At 68.8% G+C, this 18,217-nt stretch carries 15 protein-coding genes; 9 read left to right on the top strand and 6 right to left on the bottom strand.

Going from position 1 to position 18,217, the window contains the following annotated elements:
* Positions 1 to 133 precede the first annotated feature (133 nt).
* The 3 genes from AC3WPZ_RS25020 to AC3WPZ_RS25010 are packed head-to-tail and all read left to right on the top strand — an operon-like array spanning position 134 to position 2,274.
* Positions 134 to 460 carry a hypothetical protein gene (locus tag AC3WPZ_RS25020; protein ID WP_382159612.1) on the top strand — a complete coding sequence of 109 codons (327 nt, stop codon included), beginning with the start codon at positions 134 to 136 and terminating at the stop codon, positions 458 to 460.
* 13 nt (positions 461 to 473) lie between these two features.
* On the top strand, positions 474 to 1,481 hold the full coding sequence (locus AC3WPZ_RS25015) for a homoserine kinase (protein WP_492442115.1): 1,008 nt from the start codon (positions 474 to 476) through the stop codon (positions 1,479 to 1,481).
* 13 nt (positions 1,482 to 1,494) lie between these two features.
* Positions 1,495 to 2,274, top strand: coding sequence for a BPSS1780 family membrane protein (locus AC3WPZ_RS25010; protein WP_382323739.1), 780 nt, complete (start codon positions 1,495 to 1,497; stop codon positions 2,272 to 2,274).
* On the opposite strand, the gene rarD is transcribed toward AC3WPZ_RS25010, so the two are convergent.
* On the bottom strand, positions 2,249 to 3,163 hold the full coding sequence (gene rarD / locus AC3WPZ_RS25005; RefSeq protein ID WP_382323738.1) for an EamA family transporter RarD: 915 nt from the start codon (positions 3,161 to 3,163) through the stop codon (positions 2,249 to 2,251). The genes AC3WPZ_RS25010 and rarD overlap by 26 nt on opposite strands.
* A 110-nt stretch (positions 3,164 to 3,273) precedes the next feature.
* Here rarD and AC3WPZ_RS25000 point away from each other — a divergent pair, with 110 nt between their 5' ends.
* The gene (locus tag AC3WPZ_RS25000; RefSeq protein ID WP_382159624.1) at positions 3,274 to 3,753 is read left to right on the top strand and encodes an Lrp/AsnC family transcriptional regulator; all 480 of its coding nucleotides are present in this window, start codon (positions 3,274 to 3,276) and stop codon (positions 3,751 to 3,753) included.
* Positions 3,754 to 3,756: 3 nt separating this feature from the next.
* Positions 3,757 to 4,875 (top strand): DUF418 domain-containing protein, encoded by a 1,119-nt coding sequence (locus AC3WPZ_RS24995; protein ID WP_492442113.1) that lies wholly within the window; start codon positions 3,757 to 3,759, stop codon positions 4,873 to 4,875.
* Between the two features lie 53 nt (positions 4,876 to 4,928).
* Here AC3WPZ_RS24995 and AC3WPZ_RS24990 read toward each other — a convergent pair whose 3' ends face one another.
* Both AC3WPZ_RS24990 and AC3WPZ_RS24985 read right to left on the bottom strand, forming a co-directional pair.
* Complete coding sequence (locus AC3WPZ_RS24990) at positions 4,929 to 7,175, bottom strand: PhoX family protein (protein WP_382159630.1); 2,247 nt, start codon at positions 7,173 to 7,175, stop codon at positions 4,929 to 4,931.
* 116 nt (positions 7,176 to 7,291) lie between these two features.
* Complete coding sequence (locus AC3WPZ_RS24985; protein WP_382159633.1) at positions 7,292 to 8,530, bottom strand: glycosyltransferase family 4 protein; 1,239 nt, start codon at positions 8,528 to 8,530, stop codon at positions 7,292 to 7,294.
* A gap of 124 nt (positions 8,531 to 8,654) precedes the next feature.
* Between AC3WPZ_RS24985 and AC3WPZ_RS24980 the strand changes: the two genes are divergently transcribed.
* The gene (locus tag AC3WPZ_RS24980) at positions 8,655 to 9,260 is read left to right on the top strand and encodes a DUF962 domain-containing protein (protein ID WP_492442110.1); all 606 of its coding nucleotides are present in this window, start codon (positions 8,655 to 8,657) and stop codon (positions 9,258 to 9,260) included.
* Positions 9,261 to 9,264: 4 nt separating this feature from the next.
* Here the strand turns inward: AC3WPZ_RS24980 and AC3WPZ_RS24975 are convergent, their stop codons facing one another.
* Positions 9,265 to 10,911, bottom strand: coding sequence for an aminotransferase class III-fold pyridoxal phosphate-dependent enzyme (locus tag AC3WPZ_RS24975; RefSeq protein WP_492442108.1), 1,647 nt, complete (start codon positions 10,909 to 10,911; stop codon positions 9,265 to 9,267).
* A 61-nt stretch (positions 10,912 to 10,972) separates the two neighbouring features.
* Between AC3WPZ_RS24975 and asd the strand changes: the two genes are divergently transcribed.
* Positions 10,973 to 11,869 (top strand): archaetidylserine decarboxylase, encoded by an 897-nt coding sequence (asd, locus tag AC3WPZ_RS24970; RefSeq protein WP_492442106.1) that lies wholly within the window; start codon positions 10,973 to 10,975, stop codon positions 11,867 to 11,869.
* On the opposite strand, the gene arsC is transcribed toward asd, so the two are convergent.
* Positions 11,870 to 12,238 carry an arsenate reductase (glutaredoxin) gene (arsC, locus tag AC3WPZ_RS24965; RefSeq protein WP_382323733.1) on the bottom strand — a complete coding sequence of 123 codons (369 nt, stop codon included), beginning with the start codon at positions 12,236 to 12,238 and terminating at the stop codon, positions 11,870 to 11,872.
* Positions 12,239 to 12,307: 69 nt separating this feature from the next.
* Between arsC and AC3WPZ_RS24960 the strand changes: the two genes are divergently transcribed.
* Complete coding sequence (locus AC3WPZ_RS24960; RefSeq protein WP_382323732.1) at positions 12,308 to 14,458, top strand: PhoX family protein; 2,151 nt, start codon at positions 12,308 to 12,310, stop codon at positions 14,456 to 14,458.
* Between the two features lie 10 nt (positions 14,459 to 14,468).
* Here the strand turns inward: AC3WPZ_RS24960 and AC3WPZ_RS24955 are convergent, their stop codons facing one another.
* The gene (locus AC3WPZ_RS24955; protein ID WP_492442104.1) at positions 14,469 to 16,892 is read right to left on the bottom strand and encodes a UvrD-helicase domain-containing protein; all 2,424 of its coding nucleotides are present in this window, start codon (positions 16,890 to 16,892) and stop codon (positions 14,469 to 14,471) included.
* 230 nt (positions 16,893 to 17,122) lie between these two features.
* Here AC3WPZ_RS24955 and AC3WPZ_RS24950 point away from each other — a divergent pair, with 230 nt between their 5' ends.
* Positions 17,123 to 18,100, top strand: a complete 978-nt coding sequence (locus tag AC3WPZ_RS24950; protein ID WP_382159653.1) for a GMP reductase — start codon at positions 17,123 to 17,125, stop codon at positions 18,098 to 18,100.
* Positions 18,101 to 18,217: the final 117 nt, after the last annotated feature.

Below are 18,217 nucleotides of genomic sequence, written 5' to 3'. Positions count from 1 at the left end.
GGGTTTGGGCGTCGGGCATGGGGCGATTGTGGCGGAGATCGCGCCCCGCCCCGCCGGTCCGCGGCCCGTATCCGGCGGTAACCGGCTTCCCCCTGCCGGCAGCGCACCCGGCCCGGCTTGCCTACAATGCCGCATGAACCCGATCCACCGCCATCCCCTTGCCGCCCTCGTGGCCGGCCTGTGCATTGCCCTGCCTGCCCTGGCCCAGGTGGCCCCGGCGGAAACCCCGCGCGAGCCCGCCTCGCCGCGCGACAACATCGAGCGCATCACGCACGAGGACAAACTCACCCGCATCGACGAGCTGCGCGTGGGCGGCCAGACGCAGAGCATCGAGGTGCAGCCCAAGAACGGCGCCCCAGCCTACCAGATCCAGCCCGACAACGGCCAGACCGGCGCGGGCGACAGCGGCAAGCGCACCGGCAGCGCCGGGCGCAGCAGCTGGCGCATCCTGAATTTCTGAGCGTTCCCGCCACATGGCCGTTTACACCGAAGTCGCGTTCGACGAAGCCGCTGCCCTCCTGCACACCCTCCAACTGGGCGACCTCACGGACCTCAAGGGCATCCAGGGCGGCATTGAAAACACCAACTATTTCGTGACCAGCGAGCGCGACGGCGCCACGCTGGAGCATGTGTTCACCGTGTTCGAGCGCCTGGGCTTCGAGCAGTTGCCGTTCTACCTGCACCTCATGAAGTTCCTCGCCGAGCGCGGCATTCCGGTGCCCGCGCCGGCGGCCAACGCCCAGGGCGAGATCCTGCTCAAGGTGCAGGGCAAGCCGGCCGCCGTGGTGGCCAGGCTGCGCGGCAAGAGCGATCTGGCCCCCGGCGTGGCGCAATGCGAGGCGGTGGGCGCCATGCTCGCGCGCATGCACCTGGCCGGGCGCGAGTTCTCCATGAGCCAGCCCAACCTGCGTGGCCTGCCCTGGTGGAACGAGACGGCGCCGGTGGTGCTGCCCTTCCTCACCCCCAGCCAGGCCGATCTGCTGCGCTCGGAACTGGCCTACCAGAACCACGTGGCCCAGGGCCCCGCCTACGCGGCCCTGCCGCGCGGCCCGGTGCACGCCGACCTGTTCCGCGACAACGCCCTGTTCGAGGACGGTGTGCTCACCGGCATCTTCGACTTCTATTTCGCCGGCTGCGACACCTTCCTGTTCGACATCGCCGTCTGCCTCAACGACTGGTGCGTGCTGCACGACGAGGACCACGACGGCTCGCTGGACACGCCGCGCTCGCTCGCCCTGCTCGCGGCCTACCAGGCGGTGCGCCCCCTCACGGCGGCCGAGCGCAGCCTGCTGCCCGCGCTGCTGCGCGCGGGCGCCATGCGCTTCTGGATCTCCCGCCTGTGGGACCTGCACCTGCCGCGCGAAGCGGCGCTGCTGCAGCCCCACGACCCCGGCCACTTCGAGCGCGTGCTGCGCGCCCGGGTGCGCGACACCCCCGCCCTGGCGGCCCTGGTGCGCGACGACGCGCTGCAGTCCGCCTGAGCCCGCCCCCTGCATGAAACTCCACATCGTTCCCGCCCGCACCGGCTTCCAATGGGTCAAGCTCGGGGCGCAGACCTTCTTCCGCCAGCCGCTGGCGATGGCGGGCCTGTTCTTCATGTTCATGGCCACGGTCTCGGTGCTGTCGCTGGTGCCGGTCATCGGCACCCTGCTCTCGCTCGCGCTGGTGCCGGCGGCCACGCTGGGCCTCATGGCCGCCAGCCGCGAGGCCCAGCAGGGCCGCTTCCCGATGCCGACCACCATGGTGACGGCCTTTCGCGCCGGGCCGGCGAACACCCGGTCCATGCTCATCCTGGGCGCGATGTACGCCGCCGCCCTGATGCTGGTGTTCGGCGTGGGCGCGCTGTTCGCGCCCGACGTGGCGCCGGCGGTGGAGTTGCCCGATGGCGAGGTCACGCCCGAGCGGGTGCGCGCCATGTTCAACAACCCGGGCCTGTGGGCCGCGCTGGTGCTGTACGTGCCGGTGGTCATGGCCTTCTGGCACGCGCCCGCGCTGGTGCACTGGCACAAGGTGACGCCGCTCAAGAGCCTGTTCTTCAGCCTGATGGCCTGCTGGGCCAACAAGGGCGCCATGCTGCTCTACGGCCTGGGCTGGATGGCCGTGATCATGATGGCCGGCGTGGTGATGAACCTGCTGGCCGTGCTGCTGGGCGGCACCGCTCTGCTCAACCTGGTGATCTACCCCATGGTGCTGCTGCTGGCGGCCATGTTCCACACCTCGATCTGGTTCACCGTGCGCGACAGCTTCGTCACCGAGGAAGGGCCTGCGGCCTGAGGGCGCGCAGGCTCAGCAGGCCTTCGCAGGCCAGCAGCCCGATCGCGGCCCAGATGCTGCCGTAGGTGAGCCACTGGCTCTGCGCGATGCGCTCGCCCAGCAGCAGCGACACCACCACCAGCAGCGCCGGCTCCACATAGCTCAGCAGGCCGAACAGGCCCAGCTTGAGGCGCTGGTTGGCCGTGATCATGAAGGCCAGCGCCACCGCGCTGAGCACGCCCAGCACGAGGATGCCCAGCACCGGGTGCCGCAGCGCGCCCGCGCCCTCGGGCAGCGGCGCGGCGATGAACCACAGCCCCACCGGCAGGCTCAGCACCATGTCGAACCACATGCCGCCCAGGTGGTTGGTGCGCAGCACGCGCCGCAGCGCGAAATAGCAGGGGTAGCCCAGCGCCACCACGAAGGCCGGCCAGGACACCCGGGGCGCGTACAGCAGCTCGTTCACCACCCCCAGCGCGGCCAGCGCGCAGGCCACCAGCTGCCAGCGCGTGATGCGCTCGCCGAAACACACGCGACCGGTGAGCACCAGGGTCAGCGGCAGCAGGAAATAGCCCAGCGACACGTCCAGCCCATGGCCGTTGATGGGCGCCCACATGAACAGCCACAGCTGCACGCCCAGCAGCGCGGACGACAGCAGCATGGCCAGCCAGAGCACCGGGCGCTCGCGCAGGCGTTGCCAGAGCTCGGTGATCTCCGCGCCTCGCCGCGACAGCAGGATGAAGGCGCCCAGGAAAGGCGCGGTCAGCAGGATGCGCCAACCGTAGATGCCGGCACCGCCCAGCGGCGCGAGCAGCGTGGCGTGGAAGTACATCAGCGCGAACAGGACCGAGGCGGTGAGGGAGTAGGCGACGCCGGATGCCGTGTCGGCGGGACTGGAGGAGGAGGTCATCGGAACAAAGCGGTATCGGCTGGAACACGAAATGCTATTTCCATTCAGCGCATTCAGATTCGATAATTCCCATCTTCAACGCAACGTTATTGCAAGCTGGACGCACCGCCATGACCGCCCCCGCCCCGCTGGACGCCTTCGACCGCCAACTCATCGCCCTGCTTCAGGAAGACTGCCGGATGCCGCAGGCCGAGCTGGGCGCGCGCGTGCACCTGTCCGCCGCCGCGGTGAACCGCCGCATCAAGCGCCTGACCGAGCAGGGCGTGATCGAGCGTTTTGCCGCGCAGGTGCGGCCCGAGGCCCTGGGCTACCCGCTCACCATCGTGGTGGAGGTGCAGGTGGAGAACGAGCGCATGGACCTGCTGGACGCCATGAAGCAGGCCTTCCTGCGCTGCCCCTTCATCCAGCAGTGTTACTACGTCGCCGGTGAATGCGATTTCGTGCTGATCTTCGCGGTGCGCGACATGGGCCACTACACCGAGCTCACGCGAGAGCTGTTCTTCGAGAACCACAACGTGAAGCGCTTCAAGACCCTGGTCACCATGGGCCGGCTCAAGACCGGCACGCAGATGCCGGTCGACGGGGCCTGAGCCATGGCCCCACACAACCTCCAACGCCCCCGGGAGACGCTGCCGGACGCCCTGCGCGCCCTCGCCCTGATCTCGGTGCTGGTGGTCAATGCCATCGGCTACGCCTCCGCGCCCTGGGGGCCGACCCTGGGCTTTCGCACCCCGCCCGACAGCGCCTGGGCCTCGGTGACCCAGGGCCTCGTGGCCGCCGTGCTGCAAGGCAAGGGCTACACCACGCTGGCCTTCGTCTTCGGCATGGCGCTCTGGCTCGCCGCCCGCGACCGCCCCCGGCCCCAAGCCCTGCAGCGCGGCCAGCGGCGCCAGCGCCGCCTGCTGCAGCTGGGCATCTTCCACGGCGCGTTCCTCTACTTCGGCGACATCCTCACGCTCTACGCGCTGGCTGGCCGGCCGTTGCTGCGCCGACTGCACCCGCCCTGGGGCGCGTTCCGCCGCCACCTCTGGCGCGCACTGGGCTGGGCGGTGCTGGCCAAGCTGGTGTTGCTGGGGTTCATCCTGGTGGCCGCCGACAGCCCGGCCCGGGCGGACACGCTCTCGCTCTCGACCGTCCAGGGCGCCTGGGCCTTCTTCCAGCTCAACGCCGGCTTCTACGCGGCGATCCAGATCGTGGCCCTGATCGTCGGTGGGCCGGTGATGTACCTGTGCATGGTGGGTGGGGTGGCCGCGGCGCGCCTGCGGCTGCTGACCCACCGCCGATGGCGGCCGCTGTGGCGGCGCGGGCTGCGGCTGGCCGGCCCGCCCTTGCTCGTGCTGAGCATCGCCTATGGCTGGGCCTGGGCGGCGCACGACGCGGCGACGGACATCAACCCCTGGATCGAGGCGCTCGGCGACCTGATCGCGCTGCCCGTGGCGGCCTGCTACCTCGCGGTCATGGTCCTGGCGTCCGATGGCGGCCGGGCGCGCTGGTGCGGCTGGCTCGCCCCGCTCGGGCAGCGCACCCTCACGCTGTATGTGGGCCACAGCGCCCTTTGCCTGGTGCTGCTCTCGGGCGCGGGCTGGGCGCTGGCGCCCACGACGCTGCAGACCGTGCTGGGCTGCCTGGGCCTGTGGCTGCTGGCCCTGGCGGCGGCCCGGCTCAGCGGCCACCGGCGATGGCCGCTGGAGGCGTGGCTGGCTCGCCGCTGACGCACAAAAAAGCCCGGCAGAGCCGGGCTTTTTTCTTCAGTCGCCCGAAGGCGTCACTGGCCGATCACGCCGCCGTCGGTGCGGGTGATGACGATGGTGGCCGAACGCGGGCGGCCCAGCGGGCCGTAAGGCGCGCTGGGCGAGTTGCCCGGCCACTGGCTCTGGAAAGCGAACGGACCGGCGCCCAGCGCGGGCGTGTTCTCGCCCGGGTGCTGGATGTTCACGAAGATCGCGCGGCCGTCGGCCGATTCGGTGATGCCCGTGACTTCCGCGCCCTTGGGCGAGACCATGAAGCGGCGCAGCTTGGCCTCCCCCAGCGCGGCGCCGATGAAGGTGTTCTGCGTGCCGTTGACACCGCCCAGGCTGTTGTTCACCGTGATCGCACTGCCATCGCCCACCGCGCCCGGAATCGCGGCCAGCAGCATGCAGTTGCTCTGGTCGGTGTAGGCGCCGTCGTCGGTCTGGATCCAGCAGATGCCGGTGGCCTTGCTGAACCACAGGCCGTCGGGCGACGAGAAGTCGTTCTTCGCGGTCAGGCCCGAGAGGTTGATGTTCGCGCCCGCATCGGCTTCCGCGCCGAACAGGAAGATGTCCCACTTGAAGGAGGTGGCCGAGGACGCGCCGGCGGTTTCCTTGAAGCGCACGATGTGGCCGTTGGGGTTGCCGGTCTGTGCGCGGCCGTCGTTGTCGGCGTACGAGCGCGGGTTGGCGCCGTTGGTGCCGGTCACCGGGCGGCTGGCCGCGTTGCTGTTGGTCATGGTGAAGTAGATCTCGCCATTGGCCGGGTTCACCGCGCCCCACTCCGGGCGGTCCATCTTGGTGGCGCCGACGGCGTCGGCGGCGTGGCGCGCGTTGATCAGCACGTCGGCCTGGTTGGCGAAGACGTAGGTGGCGTAGCCGCTGATCAGCGGGTTGGCGATGTTGAGCTCGATCCACTCGCCGCTGCCGTTGTCGTTGAACTTCGCGACGTACAGCTTGCCTTCGTTGAGGTAGCGGTCACCGGCGGCCATGCCACCGCCCACGTCAGAGGCGCGCCACACGGCGGCGGAGACGAACTTGTAGATGTACTCGTTGCGCGAATCGCAGCCCATGTAGAAGGCCAGCGGCTGGCCGACCACCGGAATGCCGCAGACCGCGGCCTCGTGCGCGAAGCGGCCCAGGGCCACGCGCTTGGCGGGCGTGCCGCTGGTCAGCGGGTCGATCTCGACGATGTAGCCGAAGGTGTTGGGCTCGTTGCGGAAGTCCTGCGCGGCGGTGGCGCCGGGTGCCGACACGTCCCAGCGGCCGAAGCGGTTGTCGGTGGCGGCCGTGGCGGTGTTGGACCAGCCTTGCGAGCCGGCGGTGGCGCCGGCATTGGGCGCGCGCATCACGCCATAACGCAGGCGCGAGGCCTTGGTCTTGGCGTCCACGTCCACCGAGCCGCCGGGCATGAAGAAATAGGCAGCCCAGTTTTCTTCACAGGCCAGGTAAGTGCCCCAGGGCGTCTTGCCGTGGCCGCAGTTGTTCAGCGTGCCGCGCGAGGTGGCGCCGGTGGTGTCGTAGGCCGTCACCATGAAGCTCTTGATGGCCGCCAGGTGCGCGGCCGGGCCGTCGATGCGCATGAGCGACTGGCCGGTGACGCGGCGGTTGTAGAGCGAGTCCAGCTTGTATTCCCACTGGCCAGCGCCGTTCTTGCCCACTTCCACCACCGACACGCCATGGTGGTTGATTTCCTTGAGCACTTCCAGCTCGGGCCGCACGCCCAGGTCCCAGCTGTCGAACTGGCTGAACTTCTTGCCCGCCACGCCGCCCGAGGTCTGGCCGCTGGGGTGGAAGAAGTGCGCATCGGCCGAGCTCTCGTGGTTCATCACGAGCAGCGCGCGCGTGGTCTCCGTGGCCGAGTAGTTGCCGCTGCCGTTGACGTAGAACAGGTCCATGCCGTCGTGGTGGTCGCCCACGCGCATGGTCCATTCGTCGGTCTCGGTACCGAGGTTGGTGTAAGCCGGGATGCTGGAGACCAGGCGGTCACCGGTGGCGTGCACCACCTTGTAGGTGTAGCCGGCGGGCAGGATCACGTCGTCGAGCAGGCTCTTGTCGATGGCCGTGAAGCCCAGGCCCGGGGCCGGAGCGGGTGCAGGGGCCGGAGCGGGCGCATCGCTGCCGCCACCACACGCGGCCAGGAAGGGAATGGACGAGACGGCGGCCAGGCCCACGCCACCGCGGATCAGGTTGCGGCGGGACAGCGTGGCGCGTTCCAGCACCTGCTGGAAGTGTTCGTTCGGGGAGTCGTTGAGGTTTTCTTCGGGATCGTGGTGGGACATGGTCGCTCCGGGGTTACAAAAAAATGCATCCGCAGTGTGTGTGTCCCACATGACCCTTCCGTGACTGTCGCAATGACCGAGCAACGCGCTTCGGCAAACGCGTTGTCATCAAGCCTTCACACGGCGGGCAAGGTGTGGCCACGCGCGGCGACCACCGGGCTCGCCGGCGTGCCCAGCGTCTGCAGGAACAGCGCCTCCACCTGCAGCGCGATCTGCTGCCAGTCGAGCTGCGCCACCTGGGCGCACGCGAGCGTGCTGGCCTGCGCCAGGCGCGCGGGATCGCGCGCCAGGCCGGCGGCCAGGGCCGGGTAGGCCTCGTCGTCGCCCAGCGGCACCAGCCAGCCGTTGGCCTCGTGCCGCACCCAGTCGGCCGCGGCCGCGGTGTCGAAGGCCAGCACGGGCAGCCCGCTGGCCAGGGCCTCGATGGTCACGTTGCCGAAGGTCTCGGTGACGCTGGGGAACAGGAAGAGATCGGCCGAGGCGTAGTACGTGGCCAGTTCCTCGTGCCGCCGCATGCCCGCGAACACCGCCTGCGGACAGCGCTGGCGCAGGCTCTCGCGCAAAGGCCCGTCGCCCACGAAGACCAGCTTCACATCGGGGTGGGCCGCCTGCATCGCCTCGAAGGCGCGCAGCACCATGTCCAGGTTCTTCTCGGCGGCCAGGCGCCCCACGACCAGCAGCACCAGGCTGTTGGCGGTGGCGCCCCATTGCGCGCGCAACGCCTCGCTGCGGCGGTCGGGCCGGAACAGCTGCGTGTCCACGCCGCGCGCGACCACCTGCACGTTGTTGAAGCCCCCTGCCATGAGTTCGGCGCGCAGCGCCTGGGTGGGCACCATGGTGAGCCGCGTGAGGTTGTGGAACTTGCGCAGGTAGGCCACGATGGGCTTGCGCAGCCAGCCCACGCCGTAGTGCTGGCTGTAGGCATGGAAGTTGGTGCGGAAGTCGGACGTGACCGGCAGGCGCAGGCGGCGCGCGGCCTGCAGCGCCGACCAGCCCAGCGGCCCTTCGGTGGCGATGTGCACCAGGTCGGGCCGCTTGAGCGTCCAGGCCTGGATCAGCGCGCGCTTGCCCGGCAGGCCGAGCTTGAGCTCGGGGTAACGCGGGATCGGCATGCCACGCATCAGCAGCTCCTCGAAACCGGTGTGCTGCAGCGCCTCGTCCGCCCGCGTCTGGCGCGGCCGGATCAGCTGCACCTGGTGGTTGCGCGCGCACAGGCCCTGCACCAGCTTCGAAAGCGTGAGCGAGACGCCATTGATTTCGGGCGGCCAGGTCTCGGTCACCACCGACAAGCGCATCGAGGGGCTGCTGGCCGGGTATTCCTCCACCAGGATCTGATCTGAGTGCACTTCGGTCATGCGGCCATCTTCCCGGGGCATTGCAACAGTCTGATGACAGCGCGCGGCTGTCACCGGGTTTTCACACGCGCGAACCAACATGACAGGCGTTTGACGCCACCCCTAGCAACCCTCTGGAGCCACCGTGAACGATTTTTTCAAGACCCTTGAAGTCCAGCGCTGGGACGACCACCGCTACTACCACCACAGCCGCATCAACCAGACGCTGCACTTCATCAGCGCCATGAGCTTCGTGGTGGCTTATGCCCTGCTGTGGACCGACCCCGTGCTGTCGGCGCTGATCGCCTGGCTCGTGTCCATGACCAGCCGCCAGGCCGGCCATTTCTTCTTCGAGCCCAAGGGCTACGACCACGTGAACCAGGCCACGCACGAACACAAGGAAGAGATCAAGGTCGGTTACAACCTGCGCCGCAAGGTGGTGCTGATGGCCCTGTGGGCCGGCACGCCGCTGCTGGTGTGGGCCGCCCCCGGCGTGTTCGGCCTGTTCGAGCCGCACGCGGACGGCATGTCCTTCATCCGCCAGGTGGGCGCGCTGTGGCTCGCGCTGGGCGTGGGCGGCCTGCTGTTCCGCACCGTGCACCTGTTCTTCATCGCCGACGTCAAGACCGGCCTGGTGTGGATGACCAAGATCCTCACCGACCCGTTCCACGACATCAAGCTGTACTACAAGGCGCCGCTGTACCTGATGCGCGGCCAGCTGATCGACCCCGGCATCGCCCAGCGCAGCTGAGCCCTCAGCGCCCCAGGTGCTGCCACATCTCGCGCAGCACCTGGCGCCGGATCGCCTTGTGCGTCAGTTCCGGCGCACGCCACCACCAACCCTGGGTCTGCATGTCCCGCGCGGCGGCCACGAAGCGCCGCAGCACCTGCTCGAAGTCGCCGTCGTGCAGGTTCAAACCGAAGATCAGCCGCCCCGTGCCCACCCAGCTCAAGGCCAGCCCATGCCAGCGCAGGAAGTACTGGAGCATCCAGTGGTAACGACCGGGTTCGGTGTAGGTGAGCGTCCAGATGCTCTGCAGGTTCGCCGCGCGCACCGGGAAGCCCTCGGCGGCCATGGTGTCGTTGAAGCGCTTCGCGCGCGCGTCCCACTTCGTGTCCTGGTCCTCGTACAAGGCCTGGATCTCCGGCGTCTGCAGGCGGCGCAGGAAGGCGTTCATGCCACCCATCACGTAGGGGTGCGCGTTGAAGGTGCCGCGCGCGAAGCACACGTCGGCCGGGCGCTCAGGCCGAAAGCGCTTCATCAGATCGGCCCGGCCGCAGACCACGCCCACGGGGTAGCCCCCGGCCAGCGTCTTGCCGTAGGTGACCAGGTCGGCGCGCACACCGAAGTAGTCCTGCGCCCCACCGGGCGCGAGGCGAAAGCCCAGGAAGACCTCATCGAAGATCAGCACGATGCCGCGCTCGGTGCAGACCTCGCGCAGTTGTTTCAGCCACGCGGTGTAGGCCGCGCGGTCGTAGCCCGCGCTGCGGCTGCCGTCCACCAGGGTGGAGTCGCCGGGCGCGTTGCGGTTCGGGTGCAGGGCCTGCAGCGGGTTGACCAGCACGCAGGCGATGTCGCGCCGCGTGCGCAGCACCTGCAGGCTTTTCTCGTCCATGTCCTTCAGGGTGTAGGTCTCGCGCGGCGGCATCGGGTTGCCGGGGCCGGGCTGCACGTCTTCCCACCAGCCGTGGTACGCGCCACAGAAGCGCACCAGGTTCTTGCGCCGCGTGTGGTAGCGGGCCAGCCGCACGGCCTGCATCACCGCCTCGGTGCCCGACATGTGGAACGACACCTGGTCCTGGCCCGAGATCGCCTTCAGGCGCGCGATGTTGTCCGCCACGCAGGGGTGGTAGGCGCCGAGCACCGGGCCCAGCGACTCGCCGATGCGCGCGCCCTCGGCCATGCAGGCCTTGTAGAAGTCCACGCCGAACACGTTGACGCCGTAGGAGCCCGTGAGGTCGATGAAGCGGTTGCCATCCAGGTCGGTCACGTGGCTGCCCTCGGCGGACTGCACGAAGGCGCCCACCTTGAGCCGCTCGCGCACGATGGGGCTGAACTGGAAGGGCACGCGGTAGCTGCCGGTGAACTGCAGGTCGGCCAGGCCTTCGCGCGCTTCGGCGCTCAGCGCCAGGGTCTTCTCGTAGCGCTGGGCGAAGCCGGCGGCGAGCGTGTCGAACGAGGCGCGGCGCAGCTTGGCGATGTCGCCCGGCGCGCCATCGCAATCGAAGAAACGCGCCTCGTCGTAGGCGTAGCCGGGCAACCAGGTCGCCAGGCGCTTGGCCATGCGCGAATGGCCGGCCAGCGAGCGGTGTTTGGCCCGCGAAAGCTGCAGGCGCTGCCGCAGGTACGGCAGGGCCAGCACCAGCGAACCCAGGGGCAAGGCGTAAGGAAGGTAGGACATGCGGCAAGCGCTCCAGGGCGGTTGATGTGTGTCGTTTGTAGGTCTCCCACATGACGCACGTATGAATCTTTCAAGACAGCTGCAGCGCCTCGCGCTCAACGAAGACATCAACTTCCTGCTCACCAACCGCGTGCCGCGCGCGGCGCTCACGCGCTTCATGGGCTGGTTCAGCCGCATCCGCCACCCCTGGGTGCGCGACGCTTCCATGGCGGTGTGGCGCACCTTCACCGACATCGACCTGAGCGAGGCGAAGAAGACCTCGTTCCACAGCCTGCACGACTGCTTCGTGCGCGAACTCAAGCCCGGCCTGCGGCCGGTCGACCCGCGCCCCGAGGTGCTGGCCAGCCCCTGCGACGCCATCGTGGGCGCCTGCGGGCGCATCGGCGACGACCCGGGCGCCCAGGTGTTCCAGGCCAAGGGCTTCCCATACCCGCTCACCGACCTGCTGGGCCCCGATCCGCGCGCGCGCGCCATGATCGACACGCTGCGCGGCGGCAGCTACGTCACATTGCGACTCACCTCCAGCATGTACCACCGCTTCCACGCGCCCGCCGCGCTGGCGCTGGAGCACGTGACCTACCACAGCGGCGACACCTGGAACGTGAACCCCATCGCGCTCCAACGCATCGAGCGCCTGTTCTGCAAGAACGAGCGCGCCGCGCTGCACGCGCGCCTGGCCGACGGCACGCCGCTGCTGCTGGTGCCGGTGGCCGCCATCTTGGTGGCCAGCATGCGGCTGCGCGCGGTGGACGTGGCGCTCAACGCGCAATACCGGGGGCCGCACGAGCTGCCCTGCGACGCGCGCTACGACAAGGGCGAGGAGATGGGCTGGTTCGAACACGGTTCGACCATCCTGGTGTTCACGCCACCGGGCTTCGCCCTGTGCGAGGGCGTGGACACGGGCCACCGCATCCGCATGGGCGAAGCCCTGCTGCGGCGCGCGGCGGCTGCCGGCTGATCAGGCCGGCGGCAGGATCTCGAGCACGGTCTCGGCCGGGCGGCACACGCGCGTGCCCAGCGGCGTGACCACGATGGGCCGGTTCAGCAGGATGGGATGCTGCTCCATGAAGTCGAGCAACTGCTCGTCGCTCCACTTCGGATCGGCCAGACCGAGTTCTTCGTAAGGCGCGGCCTTGGTGCGCACGATGGTGCGCACCGAACCGCCCGTGGCCGCCGCGAGCTGCTTCAGGGTCTGGCGGCTGGGCGGGGTCTTGAGGTACTCGATGACCTGCGGCTCCAGGCCGCGCTCGCGGATCAGGGCGAGCGTGTTGCGCGAAGTCCCGCAGGCGGGGTTGTGAAAGAGGGTGATGGGGGTGGTCGTGTTCATGGCTGTCACGGAATTTTCACACGTCTTGCACATGATGCGCCGGTACCCCCCCACCCCATCAGAATCACCATGTCCCACGACCACTTCAACGACGAAGACTCCAACACCAGCAGCAACCCCGCCTTCGACAGCGTGCTGCAGGCCCGCCTGAGCCGCCGCAGCCTGCTGCGTGGCGGCGTGGGCACAGCGGGCACCGCCGCCCTGGGCGGCGCGGCGGCCCTGAGCGGCTGCGCCACCGCAGGCCCTGCCTCGCCGGTGCACAGCCTGGGCTTCACCCCCGTGGCCAAGACCATGGCGGACCAGGTGACCGTGCCCCCGGGCTACACCGCGCGCGTCATCTACGCGCTGGGCGACCCGCTCACCGCCAGCACCCCGGCCTTCAAGAACGACGGCACCGACACCGACTTCGGCCAGCGCGCCGGTGACCACCACGACGGCATCGAATGGTTCGGCCTGGACGCGGCCGGCCAGCCCTCGGACAGCTTCGCCTCGCGCGGCCTGCTGGCCATGAACCACGAAGCCACCACCGACGAAAAGCTCAGCTCCTTCTTCATCCACGCCAACGGCGGCACGGCCACCCTGCCCCGCCCGGCGGCCGAGATCGACAAGGAACTCATGATCCACGGCCTGTCCGTGGTCGAGGTGCAGACCGACGGCAAGGCCTGGGCCACGAAGCAGGCCTCGACCTTCAACCGCCGCGTGACCACCCTGACGCCCGTCGCCATCCACGGCCCGGCGCGCGGCAGCGAACACCTGGTGACCCGCTTCAGCACCGACGGCACGCAGGCGCGCGGCACGCTCAACAACTGCGGCACCGGCCGCACGCCCTGGGGCACCTACATCTCGGGCGAAGAGAACTGGTTCGGCTACTTCTTCCGCGACGCCAAGGACGACGACGCGCGCAAGAAGGACAAGCAGGTCCAGGCCCTCAACCGCTACGGCCGCAAGGCCGGCGCGGCCAGCCGCCACGGCTGGGAAAGCGGCGGCGCCAGCGACACCTACACGCGCTGGAACAACGGCGCCGTGGGCGCCAGCGCCAAGGACGACTTCCGCAACGAGATGAACACCTTCGGCTACATCGTCGAACTCGACCCCTACAACCCGGCCAGCGTGCTGCGCAAGCGCACCGCGCTGGGCCGCCTGGGCCACGAGAACGCGACCTTCGCGCGCGTGAGCGCCGGCCAGCCGGTGGTGGCCTACATGGGCGACGACTCGCGCGGCGAGTACATCTACAAGTTCGTCTCGGCCGCCAAGTGGGACCCCGCCGACGCCAAGCCCGCCAACCGCCTGGCCGCCGGCGACAAGTACCTCGACAAGGGCACGCTGTTCGTGGCGCGCTTCAAGGACGACGGCAGCGGCGAATGGCTGGAGCTCTCGATGGACAACCCGGTGATCGCCGGCAGCTCCTACTTCGAGTTCAAGAACGAGGCCGACGTGGCCATCTTCACCCGCCTCGCGGCCGACGCCGTGGGCGCCACCAAGATGGACCGTCCCGAGTGGGCCGGCGTGAACCCGAAGAACGGCGAGGTCTACATCACCCTCACCAACAACAGCAACCGCACCCCGGCCACGGCCGATGCCGCGAACCCGCGCGCCTACACCGACCTGAAAGCCGGCAAGGAACAGAAGGGCAACGTGAACGGCCACATCGTGCGCCTGGCCGAGAAGGCCCCGGCGGACGCGGCCTTCCAGTGGGACATCTACCTCTTCGCGGCCGAAGCGGATGCCGACAAGTCGACCATCAACCTCTCCAACCTGAGCGACGAGAACGACCTCTCTTCGCCCGACGGCTTGGTGTTCAGCAAGGCCACGGGCGTGTGCTGGATCCAGACCGACGACGGCGCCTACACCGACAAGACCAACTGCATGCTGCTGGCCGCCCTGCCCGGCCAGCGTGGCGACGGCGCGCGCAAGACCCTGAGCCATGGCGACCGCCAAGTGACCACGCACGTGGGCAAGGCGCAGACCCCGGCCACGCTCAAGCGTTTCCTGGTGGGCCCCAAGGGCGCGGAGATCACCGGCATCACCGAAACGCCCGACGGCCGCGCGATCTTCGTGAACATCCAGCACGCAGGCGAGAACACCAAGATGGCCGACGTGAACGACCCGACGAAGTTCGAGAGCCAGTGGCCTTCGAGCGCGGGCTACGGCGCGGGCAAGCGCCCGCGTTCCGCCACCATCGTGATCACGAAGAACGACGGCGGCGTGGTCGGCACCTGAACAGCGACGTTCAGATCGGGGTGAGCTTGGCCACGCTGAGGGCCAGCCACTTCGTGCCGTGGCGCGTGAAGTTCACCTGCGCGCGCGCGTCGTCGCCCGCGCCCTCCACCGCCAGCACCTTGCCCTCGCCGAACTTGTTGTGGAACACGGCCAGGCCGGCGCGGATCTCGGTGCCCCGGTCGGGCTCGGGCGCGGTCTGACCCAGGCCCTTGGGATCGCCGCGCTCCTTGAAGCCCGGTGACCACGAAGGCTGGAGCGCGGCCGGTGCGCCGCCGAAACCGCGCCGCCCGTTCTGCCACTGACCCCCACCACCGCCGCCCATGGGCGCGGACCAGGCCGGCTGCGGCGGCGTGAGCCACTTCAGGCATTCCTCGGGCAGCTCGTCGAAGAAGCGGCTCTTGAGGTTGTAGCGCGTCTGGCCGTGCAGCATGCGCGTCTGCGAATGGCTGAGGTACAGGCGCTTGCGCGCGCGCGTGATCGCCACGTACATCAGGCGGCGCTCTTCCTCCAGGCCGTCGCGGTCGCTCATCGAGTTCTCGTGCGGGAACAAGCCCTCTTCCATGCCGGTGATGAACACGCAGTCGAACTCCAGGCCCTTGGCCGCGTGCACCGTCATGAGCTGCACCGCGTCCTGCCCGGCCTGGGCCTGGTTGTCGCCGGACTCCAGCGCGGCGTGCGTGAGAAAGGCCGCGAGCGGGCTGAGCGTCTCGCCGGTCTCGGCGTCGGGCGCCAGGGGTTCATCCACCACCGGCAGGTTCGGGTCCAGTCCCTGGCTCACCGGGCTCTGCGTGAGGGGCTTGCCCAGCTCGTCCACCGGCAGGGCCACGGCATCGCGGCCGAAGCCTTCGATGCTCACGAAGCTCTCGGCCGCGTTCACCAGTTCCTCCAGGTTTTCCACCCGGTCCTGCCCTTCGCGCTCGCCCCGGTAGTGCTCGATCAGGCCGCTGTGGGCCAGCACCAGCTCGATGATCTCGCGCAGCGTGCGCCCTTCGGTCTGCTCGCGCATCACGTCGAGCTTGGCCACGAAGGCGCTCACGGCCACGCCGGCACGGCCGGTGACGGCACTCACCGCGTCGTGCAATGAACAGCCCGAGGCGCGCGCCACGTCCTGCAGTTGCTCGATGCTGCGCGCGCCGATGCCGCGCGGCGGGAAATTGACCACGCGCAGGAAGCTGGTGTCGTCGTGAGCGTTCTCCAGCAGCCGCAGGTAGGCCAGCGCGTGCTTGATTTCGGCGCGCTCGAAGAAGCGCAGGCCACCGTACACGCGGTACGGCACGGCGGCGTTGAACAAGGCGGTCTCCACCACGCGGCTTTGCGCGTTGCTGCGGTAGAGCACGGCCATCTCGCTGCGCGGCATGCCTTCGCGCGCGAGCTGCTTCATCTCGTCCACCATCCATTGCGCCTCGGCGAAATCGCTGGTGGCCTCGAACACGCGCACCGGCTCGCCCGCGCCCGCGTCGGTGCGCAGGTTCTTGCCCAGGCGGTGGGTGTTATGGCTGATGAGCTGGTTGGCCGAGTCCAGGATGTTGCTCACGCTGCGGTAGTTCTGCTCCAGCTTGATCTGGTGGCGCACATTGAACTCGCGCACGAAGTCGGCCATGTTGCCCACGCGCGCGCCGCGGAAGGCGTAGATGCTCTGGTCGTCGTCGCCCACGGCGAACACCGCGTTGCCCGGGGAGGTGAGGCCTTCGAGCGGCGGCGCGCTGAACATCTTGATCCAGGCGTACTGCAGGCGGTTGGTGTCCTGGAACTCGTCGATCAGGATGTGGCGGAAGCGCCGCTGGTAGTGCTCGCGCACCGGGTCGTTGTCGCGCAGCACCTCGTAGCTGCGCAGCATGAGCTCGCCGAAGTCCACCACGCCCTCGCGCTGGCACTGCTCTTCGTAGAGCGCGTACAGCTCGATCTTCTTGCGCGTTTCCTCGCCGCGCGCGGGCACGTCGCGCGGGCGCTGGCCGTCTTCCTTGCAGCCGCTGATGAAGTACTGGATCTGCTTCGGGGGGTAGCGCTCGTCGTCCACGTTGAACTGCTTGCACAGCCGCTTGATGGCCGAGAGCTGGTCCTGCGTGTCCAGGATCTGGAAGGTGGCCGGCAGGTTGGCCAGCTTGTGGTGGGCGCGCAGGAAGCGGTTGCACAGGCCGTGGAAGGTACCGATCCACATGCCGCGCACGTTGATGGGCAGCATGGCCGAGAGGCGCGTCATCATTTCCTTGGCGGCCTTGTTGGTGAAGGTCACGGCCAGGATGCCCCCGGGCGAGACCTGGCCGCTCTGCAGCAGCCAGGCGATGCGGGTGGTGAGCACCCGCGTCTTGCCCGACCCCGCCCCCGCCAGGATGAGCGCGTGCTCGGCTGGCAGCAGCACGGCGGCCGACTGCTCGGCATTGAGGCCCGCGAGCAGCGGGGAGGCGGAGGGGGCGACGGGGTCTTCGAACAGCATGGGTCGATTGTAGGAAGCGGCCCGCCCTCCGGCGGGCCATACCGGCATCCGTATACACCTCATAACAAAAGGGCTTCACCGGCGGGCCGACCCGGGTTCTCCGGGGCGTCTACAATCGGGCACCGGGCCCAAGCTTCTTGCGCCCGGTTTTTTTTGGCTCATCGCCAGAGAAGCCGGCCAGACCAAGCGCTCACCTGTTCAACAACAGCTTTCTGGAGCTTGGTTTCAAAATGGAAATCTTCGACTACGACAACGTCCTGCTTTTGCCGCGCAAGTGCCGCGTGGAGAGCCGTTCGGAATGCGACGCCGGCGTGGAGCTGGGCGGGCGCAAGTTCCGCCTGCCGGTGGTGCCAGCCAACATGAAGACGGTGGTGGACGTGCCGATCTGCACCTGGCTGGCGAAGAACGGTTACTTCTACGTGATGCACCGGTTCGACCTGGACAACGTGCAGTTCGTGCGCGACATGCGCGCCGAGGGCGTGTTCGCCTCGATTTCGCTGGGTGTGAAGGCACCCGACTACGCGACGGTGGACCGGCTGGTGGCCGAAGGCCTGGTGCCGGAGTACATCACGATCGACATCGCGCACGGCCATGCCGACAGCGTGAAGAACATGATCCGTTATCTGAAGGAGAAGCTGCCGGCGTCCTTCGTGATCGCGGGCAACGTGGCGACGCCGGAGGCGGTGATCGACCTGGAGAACTGGGGCGCGGACGCGACCAAGGTGGGCGTGGGCCCGGGCAAGGTGTGCATCACCAAGCTGAAGACGGGTTTCGGCACGGGTGGCTGGCAGTTGTCGGCGCTGAAGTGGTGCGCGCGCGTGGCGACCAAGCCGATCATTGCCGACGGCGGTATCCGCAGCCATGGCGACATTGCCAAGAGCATCCGTTTCGGGGCGTCGATGGTGATGATCGGTTCGCTGTTCGCGGGCCATGAGGAGTCGCCGGGTTTGACGGTGGAAGAGGACGGGGTGCGCTACAAGGAGTACTACGGCTCGGCCAGCGATTTCAACAAGGGCGAGTACAAGCACGTGGAGGGCAAGCGCATCCTGGAGCCGATCAAGGGCTCGCTGGCGGACACGCTGGTGGAGATGGAGCAGGACGTGCAGAGCTCGATCAGCTACGCCGGTGGCACCAAGCTGATGGATGTCCGCAAGGTCAACTACGTGATCCTGGGTGGGGACAACGCGGGTGAGCACCTCTTGATGTGATCTCTTTCGGGGCGTTTCGCGCGCCCTGCTTTCGCGGGCCCAGGAGCGCCGGGCGCTCTGCTCCGCGGGTGTCCCCCGGCGGCTGGTGCCGCCTCCTCCTTTACCCCGCTGCGCAGA

It is taken from the genome of Hydrogenophaga sp. FW305-3-2-15-A-LB1 (assembly GCF_058787875.1).
Note: the sequence above shows the minus strand (reverse complement) of the source record. Positions and strands in the feature narration are given on the sequence as shown.

What these genes read in the sequence shown, in the direction of transcription:
- AC3WPZ_RS25020 (WP_382159612.1), top strand. Translation starts at nt 134, where the DNA reads ATGAACCCGATCCACCGCCATCCCCTTGCCGCCCTCGTGGCCGGCCTG.
- AC3WPZ_RS25015 (WP_492442115.1), top strand. Translation starts at nt 474, where the DNA reads ATGGCCGTTTACACCGAAGTCGCGTTCGACGAAGCCGCTGCCCTCCTG.
- AC3WPZ_RS25010 (WP_382323739.1), top strand. Translation starts at nt 1,495, where the DNA reads ATGAAACTCCACATCGTTCCCGCCCGCACCGGCTTCCAATGGGTCAAG.
- rarD (WP_382323738.1), bottom strand. Translation starts at nt 3,163, where the DNA reads ATGACCTCCTCCTCCAGTCCCGCCGACACGGCATCCGGCGTCGCCTAC.
- AC3WPZ_RS25000 (WP_382159624.1), top strand. Translation starts at nt 3,274, where the DNA reads ATGACCGCCCCCGCCCCGCTGGACGCCTTCGACCGCCAACTCATCGCC.
- AC3WPZ_RS24995 (WP_492442113.1), top strand. Translation starts at nt 3,757, where the DNA reads ATGGCCCCACACAACCTCCAACGCCCCCGGGAGACGCTGCCGGACGCC.
- AC3WPZ_RS24990 (WP_382159630.1), bottom strand. Translation starts at nt 7,175, where the DNA reads ATGTCCCACCACGATCCCGAAGAAAACCTCAACGACTCCCCGAACGAA.
- AC3WPZ_RS24985 (WP_382159633.1), bottom strand. Translation starts at nt 8,530, where the DNA reads ATGACCGAAGTGCACTCAGATCAGATCCTGGTGGAGGAATACCCGGCC.
- AC3WPZ_RS24975 (WP_492442108.1), bottom strand. Translation starts at nt 10,911, where the DNA reads ATGTCCTACCTTCCTTACGCCTTGCCCCTGGGTTCGCTGGTGCTGGCC.
- asd (WP_492442106.1), top strand. Translation starts at nt 10,973, where the DNA reads ATGAATCTTTCAAGACAGCTGCAGCGCCTCGCGCTCAACGAAGACATC.
- arsC (WP_382323733.1), bottom strand. Translation starts at nt 12,238, where the DNA reads ATGAACACGACCACCCCCATCACCCTCTTTCACAACCCCGCCTGCGGG.
- AC3WPZ_RS24960 (WP_382323732.1), top strand. Translation starts at nt 12,308, where the DNA reads ATGTCCCACGACCACTTCAACGACGAAGACTCCAACACCAGCAGCAAC.
- AC3WPZ_RS24955 (WP_492442104.1), bottom strand. Translation starts at nt 16,892, where the DNA reads ATGCTGTTCGAAGACCCCGTCGCCCCCTCCGCCTCCCCGCTGCTCGCG.
- AC3WPZ_RS24950 (WP_382159653.1), top strand. Translation starts at nt 17,123, where the DNA reads ATGGAAATCTTCGACTACGACAACGTCCTGCTTTTGCCGCGCAAGTGC.